Origin of the sequence: Hyphobacterium lacteum, from assembly GCF_036330345.1 — a bacterium.
Taxonomy (GTDB): domain Bacteria; phylum Pseudomonadota; class Alphaproteobacteria; order Caulobacterales; family Maricaulaceae; genus Hyphobacterium; species Hyphobacterium lacteum.
In genome coordinates, this window is the sequence record NZ_JAZDRP010000009.1 from 14,070 (window position 1) to 34,073 (window position 20,004).

Sequence of the window (20,004 nt, forward strand, 5' to 3'; positions counted from 1 at the left end):
GCTCTGCTTATGCCGCGTCGTTTGAGCCGTCAAAGCCCCGGAAGCCTGCTATTTCATCGACGCTTGCCCGCGCCGTGCGCATGGTGTTCAGTGGCGCGTCCGGATCGGCATAACCCAGCGCCAGGCCGCAATAGACCTGCTCGTCTTCGGGCAGATCCAGAACTTTTCCAACCGTGAGGGTAAACCTTGTCCAGGCTTCCTGCATGCAGGTGGCGAGGCCATGGCCTTCGGCGGCGAGGGTGACGGCATAGATGAACATACCAAGATGCGCCCACTGATTGGGGTTCATCTTCGGGTCGATGGTGAAGAAGAGGCCGACGGGTGCATCGAAGAAGTCGAAATTCTTCAAAACTTGGCCCAATCGCCCCATCTTGTCTTCGCGCGGGATGTTCAGGATCTCATACATTTGCTCGCCGACCGCATAGCGGCGCGAGCGATAGGGCTCCCAAAGCTTTTCCGGATAGACCGGGAATGAATTCTCGTCAGCGAAGGGATCGGTCTCCATCTTTGCCTTCACGGCATCAATGACGGCCTGCCTGGCCTTGCCCGCCACGACATGGACTTTCCAGGGCTGGAGATTGCCGCCGGATGGTGCCCAGCGCGCATCATCCAGAATGGCGCGGACGGTGTCTTCAGACACCGGCTTGTCCAGGAAGGCGCGCGTGGAAATCCGCTCGCGGATTGCGGTGAGAATGTCCATCAGATCGAAAAAGACACGCCGCAGCCACACGCCGCTGTGGCATTGGGGTTCTCGATCCTGAAGGTTGCGCCGATCAGATCGTCGGTGAAATCGATCGTGCAATCAGCCAGGAAGGGCAGGGAGGCCGAGTCGATTGCCACCTTTGCGCCGTCGCGTTCCAGAACAGTATCATCGTCTGTTGCCGACTGGTCGAGGTCAAACTTGTAGGAAAAGCCGGAACAACCGCCGCCTTCGACGGAAATCCGCAGAAGGCCGGCTTTCTCGCTTTCGAGAATGGCATTGATGCGCTTTGCGGCGCGCTCGGTCAGTTCGATCTGGGGCGTTGTCACAGGGACGGGCTCCGCTTTCGTTTTATCCTGTGGTGATATATGGACCGCGCAAGGCGGAACGCAAACCCCGCGATGGAGATGCCATGAGTGTCGGTGCGACAGACCGGAGCCGTGCGGCCTATGCCTGCCACCCTTCGCAATCGCGCGGGCGGGTCTATCCGCAAGCCGACAGCGCCTCGCGAACCGCTTTCCAGAGAGATCGTGATCGGATCATCCATACAACTGCCTTTCGCCGGCTGAAGGAAAAGACACAGGTTTTCGTTGCGCATGAAGGCGATCACTACCGAACGCGCCTGACCCATTCACTGGAGGTGGCCCAGATTGCCCGCACCATCGCCCGGGCTCTGAATGCGGATGAGGATTTGACCGAAGCGCTGGCGCTGGCCCACGATATGGGCCACCCGCCTTTTGGTCATGCCGGCGAACGGGCACTGGCCGAATGCATGAAAGATTTCGGCGGCTTCGATCACAACGCCCATACGCTGCGTATCGTGACCAAGTCCGAAGTGCGTTATGCCGAGTTTGAAGGCCTGAACCTGACCTGGGAGACAGTCGAGGGGATCGTCAAACACAACGGTCCGCTGATCACCAAGGCGCGGCCGGAAAGCGCACTCAACTGGGGTATCACTGATTACTCGCACTGGCGCGAACTGGAGCTCGACAGTTTCGCGTCTCTGGAAGCCCAGATCGCCGCCCTGTCCGATGATATCGCCTACAATAACCACGACATTGATGACGGGCTCCGGGCCGGTCTCCTGGATCTGGATGAGCTGGCCAAGCTGGCTCTGGTTGGCCGCACACTGGACCGGGTTCGCGCGCGCTATCCCGCTGCCAGCGGCGAAATCCAGGTTCTGGAAATGGTGCGTGAGCTGATCGGTGTGATGGTGGACGATGTTCTGAAAGAAACCCGCAAGCGCCTGGAAGTGCTGCAGCCCGACAGCGCGGATGCCGTCCGCCATGCTGGAAATGAAACCGCAGCCTTCTCGAATGATATGCTGATCGAGCTGGCCGATCTGCGCCGCCATCTCTTTGCCAACATGTACCGTCATTACAAGGTGAACCGTATGATGGCGCAGGCCGAGCGGGTGGTGAAGGAATTGTTCGAATTGTTCACCGCCGACCCCGGTCTTTTGCCGACCCGGTTTCGCAAACAGGCGGGTGATCCGGGCAGTACGGAGCTGGCCCGGCTGGTTTGTGACTACATTGCAGGTATGACCGACCGCTATGCACTGGAAGAACACCGGCGGTTATTCACAGTTCAGGGCTATTTCTGACCCCCTTTGACACCTTTTATTGGTGTTATCCTGAAGGCAGTCAGGTGATTCGCCGCATGAAGAACGGAACGCCATGAGCGATCGCGACAGCGAATATCCCCACGGGGACGACTATGACGATGAAGAAACCTTCGACGCGCGCGGAGAATCGCGGCGCGGACCCTTGCTATTGACCACAGCCTTTGCGGTTTTTGTTCTGTTCGTCGCCGTGGTCTGGAGTGCTTATCAGCAGGGCGTGCGCGACCGAGATGCTCCCCCGCGAATACTCGCCGATTCCTCGCCCTACCGTGAACGCCCGGCAGATCCCGGCGGTGCAGAGACGCCGGACCTCGATATCGAAGCCTACAATCTGATCTCCGGAGAAGACGGGGACGGCGCCGGTGAAACAACCGTGCGCGACGGGCCTGAAGAACCGGTCACGGACGGCGGCCGGCCTGCGTTGAGGCTGGAGGAGACCACGCCGGATGAGGCGGCAATCCAGACGCCAGCGGAACGGCCGGCCGAAACACCTGACAGCCCGCCCGCGCAACAGCAGGCCGCAGTCGAGGCAGAGGAGGAGACGACGCCGGTTCCGCCGCCACCACCACCGCCTCCGCCGCCACCACCTGCGCAAGAAACCAATACGGCGGCGAGCCTTGCTGTTCCCGCGCCAGTGTCCGATGGCAGCTGGGTGGTGCAGATCGGATCCTTCCGCACCGAGGAAGAAGCTGAAGGTGCCTGGGTGAATTTTGTCACCGGTTTTTCCGACATTGCGGCCGGCGCATCGCCGGATATCCAGGCCGCCGAAATCGAGGGACGTGGAACCTATCACCGCTTGCGTATTGCGGCTTTTGCCGGACGCGATGAAGCGTCGGCCTATTGCCAGGTGCTGCAATCGCGCGGGCAGGATTGTTACGCCACCCGCCGATGAGCGCACGGGCAATGATCTTCGGCCTCAAGGGGCCGGTTCTCGATGAGGGCGAGCGGCGTTTTTTCCACGATGCGGATCCGTGGGGGTTCATCCTGTTTGCGCGTAATGTCGAAAGCCCCAAGCAGTTGGCGAAACTGTGCGTCAGCCTGCGTGACAGTGTGGGCCGCAATGCGCCGGTTTTCATTGATCAGGAAGGTGGGCGCGTGCAGCGCCTGCGCGCGCCGCTATGGCGCGAAGCGCCACCGGCCGCGGTCTTCGGCAAGCTCTACCGTCAGGATCGCGAGGCAGGCATCGAGGCGACCTGGATCAATCATCGCCTGATCGCGCATGAGCTCGCTGCCAGTGGTATCGATGCAGATTGCGCACCCTGTCTCGACCTCGCCATCAAGGGAGCGGATGCTGTCATCGGCGACCGGGCCTATGGCGATGACGTTGAAATGATTGCCGCTCTGGGGCAGGCGGCGATGGATGGGCTGATGGCGGGCGGTGTTGCGCCGGTGGTCAAGCACATTCCGGGGCATGGCCGGGCTGATGCGGACAGCCATTTCCATCTGCCGCGTGTTCGTGAACCACTGGAATTGCTGGAAAAAACAGATTTTGCGCCGTTTGCCGCTCTAAAACATGCGCCGATGGCGATGACCGCGCACATTGTCTATGACGCGTTGGACCGCCAAACGCCGGCGACCATGTCCGACAAGGCGGTGTCCTATATCCGAAACGAAACCGGTTTTGACGGTCTCCTGATGACGGATGATCTCTCCATGAAGGCGCTCAGCGGATCATTTCAGGAAAAGACGCAACGGTCTCTGGAGGCGGGTTGCGACCTGGTTCTTCATTGTAATGGCGACCGTACGGAGATGGACGCCATTGCCGATGCCTGTCCACCGCTGACAGGCCGGGCTGCTGAGCGTGCTCTTGCCGCAGAGGCGGCGCGCGACCGGGGGGAGGGCTATAACTTCGACAAGGGGGTTGCAGCCCTGGATGACCTCCTGTCGGGGGTGGCGGCATGAGCGACGAGTTCGAGGAAGACCTGCCCTTCGAGGCCGCTGAAGATGCCGATCATGAAGCGCTGATCGTCGATCTCGATGGCTATGAAGGCCCATTGCACCTGCTTCTGGCGCTGGCGCGCAAGAAAAAGATCGATCTGACCAAGCTGTCGATCCTCGAGCTGGCTGAACAGTACCTGGCCTTTGTCAATGCCGCCCGCAAGCGCCTTGACCTCGCCGCCGAATACCTCGTGATGGCGAGCTGGCTGGCCTATCTCAAATCCCGCCTACTCTTGCCCAAACCTGCCAAGGACGAGGAAGCGCTCGAACCGGAGCAGATGGCGGCTGCACTGGCATTCCGCTTGCGCCGGCTGGATGCCATGCGCGCGGCGGGTGAAGCACTGTTTTCTGGCAAGCTCTACCGCCGCGACGTGTTTCCGCGTGGCATGCCCGAGGGCGTGCGGACGCTGCGCGCGTCGCGCTATGAGGCCAATCTCTATGATCTGTTGAGCGCTTATTCGAAGCGGAGGCAGGCCACGATACGTGCGAATTACACGCCCAAGCTTCCCAAGGTTTACGCGCTGGATACGGCGCGCGTCCGCCTCGAACGGCTTTTGCCCGAAGTGAAGGACTGGAAGACACTGGAGAGCCTTTTGCCGCAAGGCGCAGAGCTGGGCATGGATCCACCGCCTCGCCGGTCGGTTCTGGCGAGTTCCACACTTGCCGCGCTGGAAGTGACAAAAGATGGCCGCGCCGAATTGCGTCAGGCCAAAGCCTATGATCCCATTGAGGTGAAGGGCAAGGACAGCGGAAAAGAGGCATGACGGACAAGCCGGACCTCATCAGCGAAGCGATTGAAAAACTTCGTGCGCGTGCCGAGCGCCAGGGCGAGGCCGAGACCGGTAGCGAGGAAAAAGGGCCGCGTCTGGCCGTCAATGCCGAGAAGGAACGCCTGCGGCGGATGGAAGCCTTGCTGTTTGCGGCATCCGAACCACTGGATATCGAAACCCTTCAGACTCGTCTGCCTGCAGAATCAGATGTCGAGGCCCTGTTGGCAGCTTTGCAGGAAGACTACGCCGATCGCGGCGTCAATCTGACGGAAGTTGGCGGACGCTGGCGGTTTGAGACGGCGCCGGATCTGCGTGGCCTGCTGGAGGAAATCCGCGAAGAACCGCGCAAGCTGTCGGATGCTGGTCTCGAGACGCTGGCCATCATTGCCTACCACCAGCCTGTGACCCGCGCCGAGATCGAGGAGATCCGCGGCGTGGCGGTGTCCAAGGGGACACTCGATTTGTTGTTCGAATTGAACTGGATACGGCCTCGTGGCCGGCGGCGGTCGCCGGGGCGGCCGGTGACCTATGGCACGACGAACAGCTTCCTCCAGTATTTCGGTCTCGGCGGGATTGCCGATCTGCCGGGACAGGCGGACCTCAAGGCGGCCGGGTTGCTGGATGCCCGTTTGCCGCCGGGCTTTGAAGTGCCGGATCCGGGATTGGGCGGCGCGAGCGATGACGAAGACCCGCTGGACCCGGAAGATGATGCGCATCTCTTCCATGTCGATTTCATGGAAGAAGACGGCGAAACCGACTGATTTCCTGACTTGGAAAATGGACGTGTGCGTTTGGCTCGTCTAATCCTATAAAAAATCGGGCTTCCGGAGGAGGAATGGATGGCGCCGGGTATTTGGCAAATCCTGATCATTGTCGTGCTGGTCGTGCTGTTGTTTGGCGCTGGCCGGATTTCCGGGCTCATGGGTGAGGTTGCCAAAGGCATCACCAGTTTCCGCAAGGGCCTGAAGGAGGGCGCGGAGGGCGAAGAGGAAACCGATAGCGCTTCCGGTTCGATCGAGGCCGATGCTCCCGCCGAGGACGCGTCAGCTTCCCGCGAGGAAGAAACGACGCGGAACTAGGGGCCGGATATGAATCCCGGCATTGGTGCTCCCGAACTAATAGTCCTTGCGGTGGTGGCCCTGATCGTGGTCGGACCGAAGGATCTGCCCATGATGTTCCGCCGTATCGGCCGGTTCGTCGGGCAGGCACGCCAGATGGCACGCGACTTCCAGCGCAGCTTTGACGATATGGGTCGCGAGTCGGAAATGGCCGATCTGCGCCGCGAAATCGAGGCGCTGAAATCCGGCAATCCGGCGAACGACCTCAAGCGTGATCTGGAATCGGTGAAGCGTGACCTGGCTTCGCTGGAACACGAGGATATCGTTCAGAAGAAGATTGCGGCGGCGGAAAAAGAGCCCGTCCCGCCGCAGAAATTCGAGAACACCATCCAGGCGCCCGATGAGACAGCCAAGCCGACGGTGGAGCCCTACAAGAAGGGCGCGTCGAAAAAGACAAAAGCGGCCGACGACGAATGAGCAACAAGATCGAGACCGACACCGAGGATGAGGTCGAGGCCAGCCGGGCACCGCTATTGGAGCATCTGGCCGAGCTACGCACCCGGCTGATCCGCCTGGTTATCGTTCTGGCGATCGGATTCATCGCCTGCTTCATCTTTGCCGAGCCGATCTACAATTTCCTGCTGGTGCCGTTCGAAGACGCGGCCGCGCGCGTTCGCGAGGGCGACCTTGCGCTGGAACTGATTTTCACGGCGCCGCTGGAATTTTTCTTTGTGAAGGTGAAGCTGGCCTTCTTCGGTGCGCTGATCCTCGCCTTCCCCTGGGTCGCATACGAGGTCTATGCCTTTGTCGCGCCCGGGCTCTACAAGAATGAGAAGGGGGCGTTCGCGCCCTTCCTGCTGGGCGCTCCGGCCCTGTTCGTTTCCGGTATGGCTTTCGTCTATTATTTCGTTCTGCCCTTCGTGATGCGCTTTGCGTTGAGCCAGGAACAGATGGGTGATGGCAATGGTGTTTCCATCCAGTTGCTGACGCGCGTCTCCGACTATCTGAACCTGGTGACGACGCTGATCCTGGCCTTCGGTTTGAGCTTCCAGTTGCCGGTCTTGCTGATGCTGCTGGGGGCTGCTGGCATCGTGAACTCGAAACAGCTGGTGAATTTCTGGAAATTCGCACTGGTCGGCATTTTTGCTTTTGCCGCCTTTGTGACGCCGCCGGATCCGATCAGCCAGCTGATCCTTGGCAGCGTTCTTATGGCGCTCTACGGCATGTCCATTATCGGCGTGAGGATGGTCGAGAGACGTCCGGACCCGGATTCTGAAGACGCTGCGGCGTAAGGCATGATTGCCAGCCCTGCCGGGGCTCGCTATCACCCGGCAAAATCCTTGTTCGAGATGGTTCCATGCATGATATCCGCCTGATCCGCGACAATCCCGCCGAATTCGATGCCGGCCTGGCGAAACGATTTCTCCCGCCGCAGGCTGACGAGATCCTGCGCCTTGACCGCAAGCGCCGGGAAGCCCTGACCCGCCAGCAGGAAGCCGAGACCGAGCGCAATGCGCTGTCCAAGCAGATCGGTCAGGCCAAGGCGAAAGGCGATGAGGACGAGTTCAACAGGCTGCGCTCGGAAGTCGAGCGGCTGAAAGGCGTGCTGGAAGCAAGCGGCGCCGAGGCTGGCAAGTTCGACGAGGCGCTGAACATGCACCTTGCGGGCCTGCCGAACATCCCGCTCGACGATGTGCCGGTGGGTGAGGATGAGGAGGCCAATGAGGAAGTCCGTGGCTGGGGCGAGCCGCGGGAGTTCGATTTTGAACCGAAGGATCATGTCGATCTGGGCGAGGGGCTGAAACAGCTGGACTTTGAGCGCGCCGCCGCCATGTCGGGTTCGCGCTTTGCAGTGCTGACCGGCGGCCTGGCCCGGCTGGAACGGGCGCTGGCGCAATTCATGCTGGATCTGCACACCACCGAGCACGGATTTACAGAGGCCAGCCCGCCTTATCTGGTCCGCGATGAAGCCATGTATGGTACCGGCCAGCTGCCGAAATTTGCGGAGGATTCCTTTCATACAGACAATGGCTACTGGCTGATCCCGACCTCGGAAGTGCCGCTGACCAATCTGTTTCGCGAAACGATCCATGCCGAAGCCGATTTCCCGGCGCGGTTCACCGCCTTTACGCCCTGCTTCCGTTCCGAAGCCGGTTCGGCCGGACGCGATACGCGCGGTCTGATCCGCATGCACCAGTTCCACAAGGTGGAAATGGTCTGCATCACGAAGCCGGAAGATTCCGAAGAAGAACTCGAGCGCATGACCAATTGCGCTGAGGAAGTTCTGCGCCGGCTGGAACTGCCCTACCGGGTGATGCTGCTGTCGTCGGGCGATATGGGTTTCGGGGCCCGCAAGACCTATGACCTCGAAGTCTGGCTTCCGAGCCAGAAGACCTATCGCGAGATTTCCTCCTGCTCGAATTGCGGGGACTTCCAAGCCCGTCGCATGAATGCGCGTTTCCGACGTGACGGTGAGAAGAAGCCGGAATTCCTGCACACGCTGAATGGTTCGGGCGTGGCGGTGGGCCGGGCGATGCTGGCAGTGATGGAAAACCGTCAGAATGCCGATGGCTCGATCACCATACCTGATGTGCTGCGCCCCTATATGGGCGGGCTGGAGGTGCTGGGCGCATGAAGAACCCCCGCATCCTGCTCACCAATGATGATGGCATTCGGGCCCGTGGACTGAAATCCCTGCAGAAGATCGCTGCGGAACTTTCCGACGATGTCTGGATTGCAGCGCCGGCGGAAGAACAGTCAGGCGCTGGCCGGTCGTTGACCCTTCATGATCCGCTTCGGGTCCGCAAAGTCGATGACAAGGCTTTTGCCATTAGCGGTACGCCGACCGACGCGGTGCTGATGGGGGTGCAGGACCTGATCACCGACAAGAAACCCGATCTGGTGCTGTCGGGCGTCAATCGCGGAGGCAATGTCGCCGAGGATGTCACGTTTTCAGGAACGGTCGCCGGGGCCATGCAGGGCATGCAGCTGGGCATCCCCTCGATCGCGCTGAGCCAGGTCTATTCCTTCCTGCCGAATGCTCATATCCGCTGGGATGTGGCCGAGACTTTCGGGGCGCCGATCATCCGCAGGCTGCTGGAAGAGGGCTGGCCGGAGGATGTTCTGATCAACATCAATTTCCCGGACCGCGAAATCTCCGAAATCACCGAGGTCGAGGTGACCAGGCAGGGACGCCGCGATCAGGCGATTGTCCATGCCGACAAGCGGACCGATCCGCGCGGCGTGGATTATTACTGGATCGGTTTCCGCGGTGCGCCGCAAAGCCCGCTGGAAGGCGATGATCTGCACGCTGTCATGGGCGGCCGCATTTCTGTGACGCCCTTGCATGTCGATCTCACCCATATGGAAACCCATCATCGCCTGAAGGGCGTTCTGGGTGGGGCGCCGCCGCGCAAATGACCGAACCGGACGCCCGCGTCATCCAGCTCGTCATGAGCCTGCGCGGCCAGGGCGTGACGGACAAGCATGTTCTGGCCGCTATCGAACGCACACCGCGCGGCCTGTTCGTGCCCGAGCGGTTTTCAGAACATGCCTATGATGACCGGGCGCTGCCGATTGATTGCGGGCAGACCATCAGCCAGCCGCTGGTCGTTGGATTGATGACGCAGGCCCTGAAGCTGGATGACCGGCACAAGGTTCTCGAGATCGGGACCGGGTCCGGATACCAGGCGGCTGTCCTCGCCCGGTTGGCGCGCCGCGTTTACACGATCGAGCGTTACCGCACTCTGGCGAAGGAAGCCGAGGCCCGCTTTACCCAGCTGCGCCTGACCAATATCACCCAGCGCATCGGGGATGGCACAAAGGGCTGGCCGGAACAGGCCCCGTTTGATCGCATCATCGTCACGGCGGGCGCCCCGGTCCGGCCTGAAACCCTGCTGGATCAGCTCAAGCCCGGTGGAATTGCGGTTGTGCCGGTCAACAACGCATCCGGGACGCAGACACTGATCCGCTATCTGCGCGATGCTGAGGGCGAGCTTGCAGAGGAAGCGCTGATGGATGTGCGCTTTGTGCCGCTGGTGGAAGGCGAGGCAAAAGCCCTCTGACGGCCATAATTGGCTAACCGGAGCTTAACGCCTGTTGGGCTTACTATCGCCGATTGGCCATCGAGATCGTCGCCTGTGTTGTCTGTTCGCCTGATCCTCTTGCTGTCACTGGCTTCCAGCCTTGCCGCGTGTGCTACGCCAGCGCCGCGCGATCCGGCTCATATCGATTATCGCCGCGCCAATGCCTCCGGGCCATCGAGAGATATCGTCAGCCCGGCACCGCGATGCGAACCGGGATCTCGCTACATTGTCCAGACTGGCGATACGCTTTCCGAAATTGCGGAGGCCTGCAGTGTTTCGACGGCGGCGCTGGGCGAAGCCAACGGGCTCTATCCGCCCTATACCGTTTATGCTGGCCAGGAACTGACCTTCCCCCGTCCGTCCACTCACACGGTGCGGCGCGGCGAAAATCTCTACCGGATCGGCTTGCGCTACAATGTCAGCCATCTGGAGATCGCGTCCCTGAACGGGATCGGCGCGCCGTATTCGATTGAAGTCGGGCAGGTCTTGCAATTGCCGGGCAGCGCCTCTTCAGGCCGGTCATCGCCACCGCAAACACGCCGCGAGCCGCGAACAGAAACTCCGACGCGGACCGCTTCCGTTGATTCCGGTGTCACCATCGAGGAAACGGCCCCGCCGCCGCGCCGGACAACGCCGCGCGATGCGCCAGCATCCAGTGGGCCGGTGACCTTCCAGTGGCCGATCCGCGGCGAGATTCTCTCCACTTTCGGCCCCAAACCCGATGGCCGACGCAATGACGGGGTCAATATTGCTGCTGAAGAAGGCGCCAGTGTGCGCGCGGCGGCAGCCGGAACAGTGGTTTATGCCGGAGGCGAATTACAAGGCTATGGAGAGCTGATCCTGATCCGCCATGATGGCGGCTGGGTGACGGCCTATGCGCACAATTCCCGTTTGCTGGTAGGCGAAGGCGACCGGGTCGATCAGGGTCAACTGATTGCCGAGGCGGGCTCAACGGGCTCTGTCGACACGCCGCAAGTGCATTTCGAGATCCGGCAGGGCGTCACGCCTGTCGATCCTGCAGGTCATCTGCCAGGAAGTTAGCGGTTACCCCTTGTTGCATGGGGCGTGCGTCCCGATATATTCCCGCGACCTTCCAATCAACGGCTCGCTTCAAGGGGCAACTTCATGTTTGACGCAATTCTCACCGCTTCCGCTTCCGCGCCGAGCGGTCCCATGGCTGCATTCCTCAACTTTGCGCCGCTGATCCTGATCTTTGTTGTCTTCTATTTCCTGCTGATCCGTCCCCAGCAAAAGCGGATGAAAGAGCACCGTGAAATGGTGGCCGCGCTTTCCAAGGGTGATGAAGTTGTCACCTCGGGCGGTATTCTCGGCAAGGTCACCAAGGTGGATGATGCTGAAGCCCAGGTCGAGATTGCTACGGGTGTGAAGGTTCGCGTCCTGAAGTCGACCATTTCCGAAGTGCGCTCGCGTACCCAGCCGAAAGCGGCCAATGACACAAAGGCCGACAAGAAGGCCGACAGCAAAACTGTCTCGGAGTAAGAGCTTATGCTCTATTTCGCACCCTGGAAAATCGCCCTGATCCTGGCCGTATCGCTGCTCGGGATCTGGTATGCCGCTCCGAATTTCTCGCCGGTCCCCGGCCAGACCGTCAATCTGGGTCTGGACTTGCGCGGGGGTTCTCACCTGGTGTTTGAAGTGGATCTCGAAGGGGTCCGCGAGGAGCGCCTGACCGGGCTGTCCCAGGAAGCGAATGTCCTGCTTCGCCAGCAACCGAACATACCGGTCGCTGCCAATGCCGTGATCGGCAATGAAGTGGTTATCCGTGTCGCGCGCGATGATGACATGGAGGAGGCGTTCACGCGGCTTCAGTCCTTGTCGCGCCCGATCGGCGATTCCACGGCCGCACTGACGGGCGCTTTATCAGCTCGTAACGTGTCGTTTGTCCGCGAGGACGAGGAGCGGACCATTCGCATCAATCTGACCGATGCGGCACTGGTCGACATTCGTGATCGTACACTCAGTCAATCAATTGAAGTGATCCGCCGCAGGATCGATGCCACAGGAACGACCGAGCCGAGCATCACCCGCCAGGGCGATGAACGCATCCTTGTCCAGGTTCCCGGCGAGGATGATCCCCAATCGATTATCCGATTGGTGGGGACCACCGCTGTAATGACGTTTCACCTTGTTCGCGAGGATGTTGCTGTTGGAGCGGATGGGCAGGCCCGGACGCCTCCAGGCGTTATGATTTTGCAGCAGGAAAATCTGTCAGAGCCTTATATCGCGGTGGAACGCCGGGCGATGGTTCAAGGCGAAAATCTGACCTATGCTGGATCCACGTTCCAGGAAGGCCGATGGGTTGTCGAGTTCCGTTTCGATACAGCAGGCGCCGCGGCTTTTGGCCGTGTGACTGCTCAGAATGTGGGCCGCCGATTTGCGGTTGTCCTGGACGATGTAGTGATTTCGTCGCCCGTCATTCTGGGGCCCATTCTTGGAGGCTCCGGCGTCATCCAGGGAAGTTTCGATGCAGAGAGCGCTAATGAACTGGCGGTCCTGCTGCAGGCGGGTGCCCTGCCGGCCGATTTGACCGTGGTCGAGCAGCGCTCGGTCGGGCCGGGCCTTGGCCAGGACTCAATCGACAAGGGTACAATCGCCGTTGTCATCGGCTTTATTGGCGTCATCGTCTTCATGCTGGCGGCGTATTCATTGTTCGGCGTGTTCTCGAATATCGCCCTGATGCTGAACGTCACCCTGATCCTCGGTGCACTGTCCGGGCTTCAGGCGACGCTGACCCTGCCGGGGATTGCCGGTATCATCCTGACCATTGGTATGGCCGTGGACGCCAATGTGCTGATCTATGAGCGTATCCGTGAGGAATCGAAAAATGGCCGTACGCCGGCCAATGCCATCGAGCGGGGCTATTCCGAAGCCCTGTCCGCGATCCTTGATGCCAACATCACGACGCTGATTGCGGCCGGTGTGCTTTACATGCTGGGTGCGGGTCCGGTGCGCGGCTTTGCCGTGACGCTGGGTATCGGCATCCTGACCTCGGTCTTTACCGCCTTCGTGTTCTCTCGCCTGCTGATTGCGATGTGGGTGAAGGGGCTGAAGCCCAAGAAGCTCCCGATCTAGGAGACGGCCATGTCCCTCGCACTTGTCAATTTCATGCCGGATACCACCACGATCCCCTTCATCAAGGGGCGGCTGGCGGCTTTCGGCTTCTCGGCGCTGATGATTATCGGCTCGATCGCTGCTTTCCTGTCGATGGGCCTCAATTTCGGAATCGACTTTACCGGCGGTGTGACGCTGGAAGTCCGCACCGAAGAAGAGATTGATGCCGCCCGCATCGACGAAATGCGGGGATTGCTGAATGGCCTCGGCCTGGGCGCCATCGAATTGCAGGGCCTTTCGGAGCTGACAGAAGGCTCGGACTGCTATGGCAACCATTGTGCTTTGATCCGGGTGCAGCCGCAGGAGGGTGAAGGCCTTGAGGCTGAAGAGGCCCAGCAGGCAGCCAATCTGACGGTTCAGGGCGCACTGACCGACGCATATCCGGGCATCGAATTCCGCGCCGTTCAGGTTCTGGGACCGAAAGTGTCCGGCGAGCTGGTGCAGGCGGGGGTGCTTTCCATCGTTGTCGCGCTGTTCCTGATGCTGATCTACATCTGGTTCCGGTTTGAATGGCAGTATTCCGTGGGTGCCGTGCTGGCTCTGGTGCATGATGTGATCATCACTATCGGCATGTTCTCGGTGACCCAGCTAGAATTCAACCTTTCGACCATCGCGGCCATCCTGACCATAGTTGGCTATTCGATGAACGATACCGTCGTTGTCTATGACCGAATCCGCGAGAAGCTGCGCAAGTTCAAGAAAGAGCCGCTGGCCGAAGTCTTGAACAAGGCGATCAACAAGACGCTGTCGCGAACCATTCTGACATCGATGACCACGCTGGTGGCGCTTGTCTCGTTGTGGGTTCTGGGCGGCGCGGCTCTCCAGGGCTTCGCCTTCGCCATGATCTTCGGTGTGGTGATCGGGACCTATTCCTCGATCTTCATTGCCGCGCCACTTCTCTTGGTGACCAAGGTCAAGCGCGACAGCACTGAAGGCTGATTTCGCTTTTCACGCGAGCCTGTTATGCTTTCCCGGTAAATGAATCGGGGAGGGTTCAAACATGGCAGGTATCCTGTCGAATCTGCGCACAACCGTGCACATATCACTCGCGCTCGCGATCCTGTTTTTCGTTGGCTATGCATTTGCCTATGACAGCGTCAGCTTTGATGGCGCTTTCTGGATGGCTGTTGCCCGCTGGAGCCACGTTGTGGCCGGCATCATGTGGATCGGCCTGCTCTGGTATTTCAATTTCGTCCAGATACCAACCATGCCGGAAATTCCGGACGAACAGAAGCCGGCGATTGGCAAGCATATCGCGCCCAAGGCACTGTTCTGGTTCCGCTGGGGCGCTGCCTTCACGGTTCTCACAGGGCTGATCGTTGCCTATCTGCGGGGGTATCTGCTCGAGGCGTTGAGCCTCGGCGCGTTGGCTGAAACCTATTCTGCCCAGTATTCCTTTATTGGCCTGGGCATGTGGATGGCGCTGATCATGGCCTTCAATGTCTGGTTCGTGATCTGGCCAAACCAGAAGATCGCACTGGGCCTGATCGAGGCCGATGCGGACGCCAAACCCAAAGCCGCACGGACCGCCATGTTGTTTTCCAGAACCAATACGTTGTTGTCGCTGCCCATGCTGGTGGCGATGGCCGGTTCCCAGACCCTGTTCGGCTAGACCGGCAGTTCCAACAAAAAAAGGCCCGCCAGATGGCGGGCCTTTTGATTTGGGAAAGGGCGCCTTACTGGCCCGATGCTGCCAGATTGTCGGCCGCAAAGTCCCAGTTCACCAGCTTGTCGAGGAAGGTGGTGATGTAGTCCGGGCGCCGGTTCTGGAAGTCCAGATAATAGGCGTGCTCCCAGACATCCATGGTCAGCAGCGGCACAACACCGTCCTGCGTCAGTGGGGTTTCGGCATTCAGCGTCTTGCAAACGTCCAGCTTGCCGTCCTTGACCACCAGCCAGGCCCAGCCCGATCCGAACTGCGTCGCGCCGGCATCGGCGAAGGCTTTCTTGAACCCTTCGAACGAGCCGAAATCCCGGTCGATGCGGTCGGCGAGATCGCCGCTCGGCGCACCGCCACCATTCGGCTTCATGGAGTTCCAGTAGAAGGTGTGGTTCCAGGTCTGTGCTGCATTGTTGAACAAGCCCTGATTGCCATCCTTGGCTGCCTTGCGGACGAGATCTTCCAGCGAGAGCGCTTCTTCGTCCTTGCCCGCGATCGCGTCATTCATCTTCGTCACATAGGCCGCGTGGTGCTTGCCATGGTGAAAGCCGAGGGTTTCCGCAGAAATATGCGGAGCAAGGGCGTCCTGGGCGTAAGGCAGGTCGGGGAGGGTGTGGGCCATCTGGCGAGCTCCATCTGTTAGTGATTGGCGACACCGCCCGGCGGGCGGCCTATCTCTTGCCCCTGATATGGTGAAGCCGCCTCTGTTTTCTACCCGTAGACGATGAAGTCGTGATGTCAGTTACAGCTGAAAACCGATCCGATCGCGAATTGGCGGCGATGTTTGCGCCGGCCGATGTCCGGCAGCGTCTGCTGGGATTTTATGCCTGGTTGGAGGAGATCGAACAGATTCCCGTCAAGGCCAGAGAGCCGGCCATCCAGGCCATGCGTTTTGCCTGGCACCGCGAGGCCGTGTCCGATCTGTTTCTGGAGCCCCCGAAGGTGCGCCGCCACGATGCCTATGAGGGGCTGGCGGGGCTGCTAGAGGTGGATGGTCCTACCCAAGCGGAGCTGACCGGGATCATCAACGCAATCGAGGACGGGCTGGATCCTGATGGCCTGGCCAATGGCGATGTTCTGCTGAGCCTGATTGATGCGCACCATGGTCAAGCCTTGAAAATCGGTTTGCGTCTGGCGGGCGCTGACAGCAATGAGGCGCAAACGCTCGCGGCGGGCCGTGCGGCGGGACTGGCTCATTGGCTTGGCAGTTTTGCCTTCCGCGCCGGGCGGCAGCTGGCAGTGATCCCGCAGGCCGATCTGGCAATGGCCGGGCTGAATACCCATCGCCTGGCGACAGGGCGCGAGCCGGATCTGGCGAAGCTGGCACTGGCGCCGATACTGGATCATCTGGAAGATGCTTCTCAGACGCTACGTCTCACCGGGAAATGCGCGTCCGAAGCCTTCCCGGTTATGGGCGCGGCGCGGCTGGCGCGTGGGATGCTGAAACAGGCAAGGGCCACCAATGACCCTTACCGGTCGCACTTCGATCGTCCGCTTCTGGCCCGGCAGTGGGAATTGCTGCGCGCCTCGATCAGCGGCCGGCTCTAATTGCCGATATGCTCTGCCAGAAAGGCTTCCAACCGGGTCAGCACTTCGGTTCGTGTGGCCTGGCTGGTCAGCCAGTGATCGGCCGTGCGCAACTCGACGTATTCGATGGCCTGATTGTCGTCTTCCATCTCTTCTTCGAAACGCCGGCTTTGCGCGATCGGGACGACTGAATCCTCGCGTCCATGCATCAACAGGACCGGCGCCTGAAAGGCACGGGTGTTGTGGATAGGGGAAACGTCATCGAGACGCTGGCGGTCATCTGCTGTAACGACACCGCCGAGTATCTCAGCCCAGGCATCCGCGACCCAGTTTCCGGCGCCACCGCGGATTTCGGTTTCGCCTAGAAACAGGCCGAGATCAGTGACCGGGGCATAGGCTGCCACACAGGCGTAGAGATCCGGCGTGAATGCGCCGCCAGCGAGCGCTGAGTATCCGCCATAGCTGCCACCGAAGATGCAAACGCGACCGGCATCGGCCCAACCCTGCTGGACGGCATGGTGCAGGGCATCGGTGACATCATGTTGTGCGACGCCGGTGCCCCAGGCGCCGCGGCCGGCATCACGGAATTCCACGCCGAAGCCGTCAGAGCCCCGGAAATTGGGCTGGATGACGAGATAACCGCGAGAGGCGAGAAAGTGCGCGATCCAGTCGAAGCCACCCGCATCAAGTGTTTCAGGTCCGCCATGGGGCAGAATGACGGTCGGCAGATTGCTGCCGCCCGACGCCGGGCGCGTTACAAATCCGGAAATGCTCGCGCCGTCGCGCGCCGTGTATTCGAATGCCTCACGCTGACCCAACGTGGCCGTCTCGAGCTCGGGGTATTCGGCCGCCAGAATGGACAGGTTCCGGCTGGCATCGTCATAGAAATAATAGATCGGTGTGGCGCTGGCCCCATCCGTGCGGACGATGTACCGCGTGCGGTCGCGCGACCAGGATGTGATTGTCGTGCTCGGGTCACCGAGCGCATTGACCAAAGCGTCCTGCAAACCCTGCAATTCATCATCCAGCCAGACCGTTCGCATGTAGTCATCGGCAAATTCGATGCCTGCAATGAAGCCGGTATAGGGATCTTCATGTACGGCGAGGATGTCCCGGCCGGATACGGCTATATCATCGCCGGTAGCATTGCCGGTTTCCAGACTCACCGGACGAAGTGAACCATAGCCGTCGACATAGAGCGAGACGGCGGCTTCTTCCGTATTGAAGAGGCCCCAGACGATCGACTGGAAGACCGGATTGTCGAGATCGAGCACCGTGCTCCAGTCGCCATCGCGATAGGCATCGAAACGGTACTGGTTCCGGTCATCGTCAAAATATTCCCGCGCCAGGGGCGAGCCGTCCGAAGCGACCAGCCATGTTCTCTGGTCGGGGAGGCCCTGCATCTGCCGCCAGACATTGCCGCCATCAGCAGCAACCCGCCAGAGAGAGTATCTCGGCCGCTGCTGCGCGTCGCTCATACGAAAGGAATTGACGCCGCTTTGACGCGGCGCCTCATAGCCAGGGATAAAGACGTTGCCGTTGTCGTGGTCGACAGCGACGATATTGCCGCGACGAACGTCCATGGAATGGATCTGGCGGTCATTCGCCGTCAGCTGGACCACATTGGACGGATTGGCCGCTTCCACCGAGAAAGCAGCCGAAACATCAATCGGGTTCCGACGTTGCAGCAGGGTGAACCGCTCCGTGTCGCTGGCCAGCATGATGACGTAATCATTGCCGGCCCAAACAAGGTCGTAGGGACGAATCTGGCTGGTCCCGACGCCACCGCGATCGCCGGTTTCAAGGTTCAGGATATAGAGCGCGCTCGCATCGCCATCATTGGCGATATACGCGATGCGACTACCGTCCGGAGAGAGCGTCGGATGGGCCATCGCAGGCAATCGGGCGAACGCATCAACAGCGGGCTGTTGTGCCTCCGAAAGACTGCTGAAAATCAGGCACAGTCCGAGTATGGCCGGCAAACGCATCTCATCTCTCCCCTCAACAAGATTCCGCTGATGCTGGCCCAGCCGGCTAGAGAGATCAATCGTCTAAATTGCAGAAACTCACAATGCTCAGACCGGAGCTTGCAGCCAGGAATCGATGTCACGCAGGGCGCGTGCGCTCATGGCGCGCTTGCGGGCGAGCGACTTTTCCTTGCCGCGGATTCGTTTGCCATCCGCGGTTTTTGCCGGTGTCTCGACAGCCGGGAAGAGCCCGAAATTGACATTCATCGGCTGGAAGCTGGCCTTGGGCCCCGACATGTGTCCGCCCGTGACATGGCTGATCAAGGCGCCGAAGGCCGTGGTTTCCGGCGGTGGTGTAAGGGTCTTGCCGAGACGTTCAGCGGCTGCAAAGCGGCCGGCCATCAATCCCATTGCAGCGCTTTCGACATAGCCTTCCACACCGATCACCTGACCGGCAAAGCGCAAGGCGGGCCGCGCCTTCAGGCGCAGCTGATTGTCCAGCAGCTTTGGTGAATTAAGGAAAGTGTTGCGGTGAATACCGCCAAGGCGGGCGAACTTTGCATCCTCCAGGCCGGGAATGGTCCGGAAGATGTCGGCCTGCGCGCCATATTTAAGCTTGGTCTGGAAGCCGACCATGTTGAACAGCGTGCCCAGCTGATTGTCCTGACGCAGCTGGACAACCGCATGGGGCTTTTCGTCTGGCTTGTGCCTGTTGGTCAGGCCACGCGGCTTCATCGGGCCAAAACGAAGGGTTTCCGGTCCGCGTTCGGCCATCACCTCGATGGGCAGGCAGGCCTCGAAATAGGGCGTATCCTTTTCCCACTCCTTGAATTCGGTGTGGGGCGCGGACAGCAGCGCCTGGATAAAGGCCTCGTATTGAGCCTTGTCCATGGGGCAATTGATATAAGCGGCCTTGTCAGCTTCGGTCTCGCCCTTGTCATAGCGTGACTGCATCCAGGCGATATCCATATTGATACTATCGCGCTCGACGATGGGTGCGATGGCGTCAAAAAAGGCCAGAGAATCCTCATCCGTCAGGTCCAGCACTGCCCGGGCCAGGGCGGGCGAGGTGAGGGGGCCGGTGGCGATGATCACGCTGTCCCAATCTGCCGGTGGAAGGCCGGCGATCTCGCCGCGCTCAACCGTAATCAGAGGGTGCTCGCTCAAGGTTTTTGTCACGGCATCAGAAAAGGCTACACGATCGACGGCCAGAGCGCCGCCGGCCGGCACCTGGGTTTTGTCGCCTGTCGTCATGATCAGGCTGTTCGCGCGACGCATTTCCTCGTGCAGCAGGCCGACCGCATTGGTCTCGGTATCATCCGAACGGAAGGAATTGGAGCAGACCAGTTCAGCCAGTCCATCGGTGATATGGGCTTCGGTGCCGCGCACCGGGCGCATTTCGTGCAGGACAACAGGAACACCAGCGCTGGCAAGTTGCCAGCTGGCTTCCGAACCGGCCATTCCGCCGCCGATAACGTGAACAGGTTTCGTCATGGCGCGGGGGTATAGTCGCTTGTCGTTCCGGACCCAAGCCCTCTTCGCAATG

The 20,004-nt window shown here is 60.5% G+C and carries 22 protein-coding genes; 17 read left to right on the top strand and 5 right to left on the bottom strand.

Annotated features, from left to right (window positions below):
- Window positions 1-7 precede the first annotated feature (7 nt).
- Together V0U79_RS12205 and erpA are read right to left on the bottom strand one after the other, a co-directional pair.
- A complete protein-coding gene (locus tag V0U79_RS12205; RefSeq protein ID WP_330199795.1) occupies window positions 8-730 on the bottom strand; it encodes a nitroreductase in 723 nt (240 codons plus the stop codon).
- The gene (gene erpA, locus V0U79_RS12210; RefSeq protein ID WP_330199796.1) at window positions 700-1,029 is read right to left on the bottom strand and encodes an iron-sulfur cluster insertion protein ErpA; all 330 of its coding nucleotides are present in this window, start codon (window positions 1,027-1,029) and stop codon (window positions 700-702) included. The genes V0U79_RS12205 and erpA overlap by 31 nt, the downstream gene beginning before the upstream one ends.
- Window positions 1,030-1,112: 83 nt before the next feature.
- On the opposite strand from erpA, the gene V0U79_RS12215 reads away from it, so the two are divergent.
- The 16 genes from V0U79_RS12215 to V0U79_RS12290 all read left to right on the top strand — a co-directional run bounded on the left by V0U79_RS12215 (window position 1,113) and on the right by V0U79_RS12290 (window position 14,916).
- Window positions 1,113-2,303, top strand: a complete 1,191-nt coding sequence (locus V0U79_RS12215; RefSeq protein ID WP_330199797.1) for a deoxyguanosinetriphosphate triphosphohydrolase — start codon at window positions 1,113-1,115, stop codon at window positions 2,301-2,303.
- Window positions 2,304-2,376: 73 nt separating this feature from the next.
- Window positions 2,377-3,213, top strand: a complete 837-nt coding sequence (locus V0U79_RS12220; protein ID WP_330199798.1) for an SPOR domain-containing protein — start codon at window positions 2,377-2,379, stop codon at window positions 3,211-3,213.
- Window positions 3,210-4,223, top strand: coding sequence for a beta-N-acetylhexosaminidase (gene nagZ, locus V0U79_RS12225; protein ID WP_330199799.1), 1,014 nt, complete (start codon window positions 3,210-3,212; stop codon window positions 4,221-4,223). Before V0U79_RS12220 ends, nagZ begins: the two co-directional genes overlap by 4 nt.
- Window positions 4,220-5,023: a segregation and condensation protein A gene (locus V0U79_RS12230; protein WP_330199800.1), complete on the top strand. Its 804-nt coding sequence runs from the start codon at window positions 4,220-4,222 to the stop codon at window positions 5,021-5,023. The genes nagZ and V0U79_RS12230 overlap by 4 nt, the downstream gene beginning before the upstream one ends.
- Complete coding sequence (gene scpB / locus V0U79_RS12235) at window positions 5,020-5,790, top strand: SMC-Scp complex subunit ScpB (protein WP_330199801.1); 771 nt, start codon at window positions 5,020-5,022, stop codon at window positions 5,788-5,790. Before V0U79_RS12230 ends, scpB begins: the two co-directional genes overlap by 4 nt.
- A gap of 78 nt (window positions 5,791-5,868) precedes the next feature.
- A complete protein-coding gene (locus tag V0U79_RS12240; RefSeq protein WP_330199802.1) occupies window positions 5,869-6,108 on the top strand; it encodes a twin-arginine translocase TatA/TatE family subunit in 240 nt (79 codons plus the stop codon).
- Between the two features lie 9 nt (window positions 6,109-6,117).
- Complete coding sequence (gene tatB, locus V0U79_RS12245) at window positions 6,118-6,564, top strand: Sec-independent protein translocase protein TatB (protein ID WP_330199803.1); 447 nt, start codon at window positions 6,118-6,120, stop codon at window positions 6,562-6,564.
- Complete coding sequence (tatC, locus tag V0U79_RS12250; RefSeq protein WP_330199804.1) at window positions 6,561-7,379, top strand: twin-arginine translocase subunit TatC; 819 nt, start codon at window positions 6,561-6,563, stop codon at window positions 7,377-7,379. Before tatB ends, tatC begins: the two co-directional genes overlap by 4 nt.
- Window positions 7,380-7,444: 65 nt before the next feature.
- On the top strand, window positions 7,445-8,722 hold the full coding sequence (gene serS, locus V0U79_RS12255) for a serine--tRNA ligase (RefSeq protein WP_330199805.1): 1,278 nt from the start codon (window positions 7,445-7,447) through the stop codon (window positions 8,720-8,722).
- The gene (gene surE / locus V0U79_RS12260) at window positions 8,719-9,507 is read left to right on the top strand and encodes a 5'/3'-nucleotidase SurE (protein ID WP_330199806.1); all 789 of its coding nucleotides are present in this window, start codon (window positions 8,719-8,721) and stop codon (window positions 9,505-9,507) included. The genes serS and surE overlap by 4 nt, the downstream gene beginning before the upstream one ends.
- Entirely contained in the window at window positions 9,504-10,151 is a 648-nt protein-coding gene (locus V0U79_RS12265) for a protein-L-isoaspartate(D-aspartate) O-methyltransferase (RefSeq protein ID WP_330199807.1), read from the top strand. The genes surE and V0U79_RS12265 overlap by 4 nt, the downstream gene beginning before the upstream one ends.
- 75 nt (window positions 10,152-10,226) lie before the next feature.
- The gene (locus V0U79_RS12270; protein ID WP_330199808.1) at window positions 10,227-11,213 is read left to right on the top strand and encodes a peptidoglycan DD-metalloendopeptidase family protein; all 987 of its coding nucleotides are present in this window, start codon (window positions 10,227-10,229) and stop codon (window positions 11,211-11,213) included.
- An 84-nt stretch (window positions 11,214-11,297) separates the two neighbouring features.
- Window positions 11,298-11,672, top strand: a complete 375-nt coding sequence (yajC, locus tag V0U79_RS12275; RefSeq protein WP_330199809.1) for a preprotein translocase subunit YajC — start codon at window positions 11,298-11,300, stop codon at window positions 11,670-11,672.
- Window positions 11,673-11,678: 6 nt separating this feature from the next.
- Complete coding sequence (secD, locus tag V0U79_RS12280) at window positions 11,679-13,265, top strand: protein translocase subunit SecD (RefSeq protein ID WP_330199810.1); 1,587 nt, start codon at window positions 11,679-11,681, stop codon at window positions 13,263-13,265.
- A 9-nt stretch (window positions 13,266-13,274) separates the two neighbouring features.
- The gene (gene secF, locus V0U79_RS12285) at window positions 13,275-14,243 is read left to right on the top strand and encodes a protein translocase subunit SecF (RefSeq protein ID WP_330199811.1); all 969 of its coding nucleotides are present in this window, start codon (window positions 13,275-13,277) and stop codon (window positions 14,241-14,243) included.
- Window positions 14,244-14,304: 61 nt separating this feature from the next.
- Window positions 14,305-14,916: a urate hydroxylase PuuD gene (locus V0U79_RS12290; protein WP_330199812.1), complete on the top strand. Its 612-nt coding sequence runs from the start codon at window positions 14,305-14,307 to the stop codon at window positions 14,914-14,916.
- A 64-nt stretch (window positions 14,917-14,980) separates the two neighbouring features.
- On the opposite strand, the gene V0U79_RS12295 is transcribed toward V0U79_RS12290, so the two are convergent.
- The gene (locus V0U79_RS12295) at window positions 14,981-15,586 is read right to left on the bottom strand and encodes a superoxide dismutase (RefSeq protein ID WP_330199813.1); all 606 of its coding nucleotides are present in this window, start codon (window positions 15,584-15,586) and stop codon (window positions 14,981-14,983) included.
- A 113-nt stretch (window positions 15,587-15,699) separates the two neighbouring features.
- Here V0U79_RS12295 and V0U79_RS12300 point away from each other — a divergent pair, with 113 nt between their 5' ends.
- On the top strand, window positions 15,700-16,512 hold the full coding sequence (locus tag V0U79_RS12300) for a squalene/phytoene synthase family protein (protein ID WP_330199814.1): 813 nt from the start codon (window positions 15,700-15,702) through the stop codon (window positions 16,510-16,512).
- On the opposite strand, the gene V0U79_RS12305 is transcribed toward V0U79_RS12300, so the two are convergent.
- On the bottom strand, window positions 16,509-18,479 hold the full coding sequence (locus V0U79_RS12305) for a S9 family peptidase (protein WP_330199815.1): 1,971 nt from the start codon (window positions 18,477-18,479) through the stop codon (window positions 16,509-16,511). The genes V0U79_RS12300 and V0U79_RS12305 overlap by 4 nt on opposite strands.
- 87 nt (window positions 18,480-18,566) lie before the next feature.
- A complete protein-coding gene (gene trmFO, locus V0U79_RS12310) occupies window positions 18,567-19,952 on the bottom strand; it encodes a methylenetetrahydrofolate--tRNA-(uracil(54)-C(5))-methyltransferase (FADH(2)-oxidizing) TrmFO (RefSeq protein WP_330199816.1) in 1,386 nt (461 codons plus the stop codon).
- Window positions 19,953-20,004 lie beyond the last annotated feature (52 nt).

Bases quoted from the DNA above. Each gene is read 5' to 3' on its own strand.
- V0U79_RS12215 (WP_330199797.1), top strand. From the start codon at position 1,113: ATGAGTGTCGGTGCGACAGACCGGAGCCGTGCGGCCTATGCCTGCCAC.
- V0U79_RS12220 (WP_330199798.1), top strand. From the start codon at position 2,377: ATGAGCGATCGCGACAGCGAATATCCCCACGGGGACGACTATGACGAT.
- nagZ (WP_330199799.1), top strand. From the start codon at position 3,210: ATGAGCGCACGGGCAATGATCTTCGGCCTCAAGGGGCCGGTTCTCGAT.
- V0U79_RS12230 (WP_330199800.1), top strand. From the start codon at position 4,220: ATGAGCGACGAGTTCGAGGAAGACCTGCCCTTCGAGGCCGCTGAAGAT.
- scpB (WP_330199801.1), top strand. From the start codon at position 5,020: ATGACGGACAAGCCGGACCTCATCAGCGAAGCGATTGAAAAACTTCGT.
- V0U79_RS12240 (WP_330199802.1), top strand. From the start codon at position 5,869: ATGGCGCCGGGTATTTGGCAAATCCTGATCATTGTCGTGCTGGTCGTG.
- tatB (WP_330199803.1), top strand. From the start codon at position 6,118: ATGAATCCCGGCATTGGTGCTCCCGAACTAATAGTCCTTGCGGTGGTG.
- tatC (WP_330199804.1), top strand. From the start codon at position 6,561: ATGAGCAACAAGATCGAGACCGACACCGAGGATGAGGTCGAGGCCAGC.
- serS (WP_330199805.1), top strand. From the start codon at position 7,445: ATGCATGATATCCGCCTGATCCGCGACAATCCCGCCGAATTCGATGCC.
- surE (WP_330199806.1), top strand. From the start codon at position 8,719: ATGAAGAACCCCCGCATCCTGCTCACCAATGATGATGGCATTCGGGCC.
- V0U79_RS12265 (WP_330199807.1), top strand. From the start codon at position 9,504: ATGACCGAACCGGACGCCCGCGTCATCCAGCTCGTCATGAGCCTGCGC.
- yajC (WP_330199809.1), top strand. From the start codon at position 11,298: ATGTTTGACGCAATTCTCACCGCTTCCGCTTCCGCGCCGAGCGGTCCC.
- secD (WP_330199810.1), top strand. From the start codon at position 11,679: ATGCTCTATTTCGCACCCTGGAAAATCGCCCTGATCCTGGCCGTATCG.
- secF (WP_330199811.1), top strand. From the start codon at position 13,275: ATGTCCCTCGCACTTGTCAATTTCATGCCGGATACCACCACGATCCCC.
- V0U79_RS12290 (WP_330199812.1), top strand. From the start codon at position 14,305: ATGGCAGGTATCCTGTCGAATCTGCGCACAACCGTGCACATATCACTC.
- V0U79_RS12295 (WP_330199813.1), bottom strand. From the start codon at position 15,586: ATGGCCCACACCCTCCCCGACCTGCCTTACGCCCAGGACGCCCTTGCT.
- V0U79_RS12300 (WP_330199814.1), top strand. From the start codon at position 15,700: ATGTCAGTTACAGCTGAAAACCGATCCGATCGCGAATTGGCGGCGATG.
- V0U79_RS12305 (WP_330199815.1), bottom strand. From the start codon at position 18,479: ATGCGTTTGCCGGCCATACTCGGACTGTGCCTGATTTTCAGCAGTCTT.
- trmFO (WP_330199816.1), bottom strand. From the start codon at position 19,952: ATGACGAAACCTGTTCACGTTATCGGCGGCGGAATGGCCGGTTCGGAA.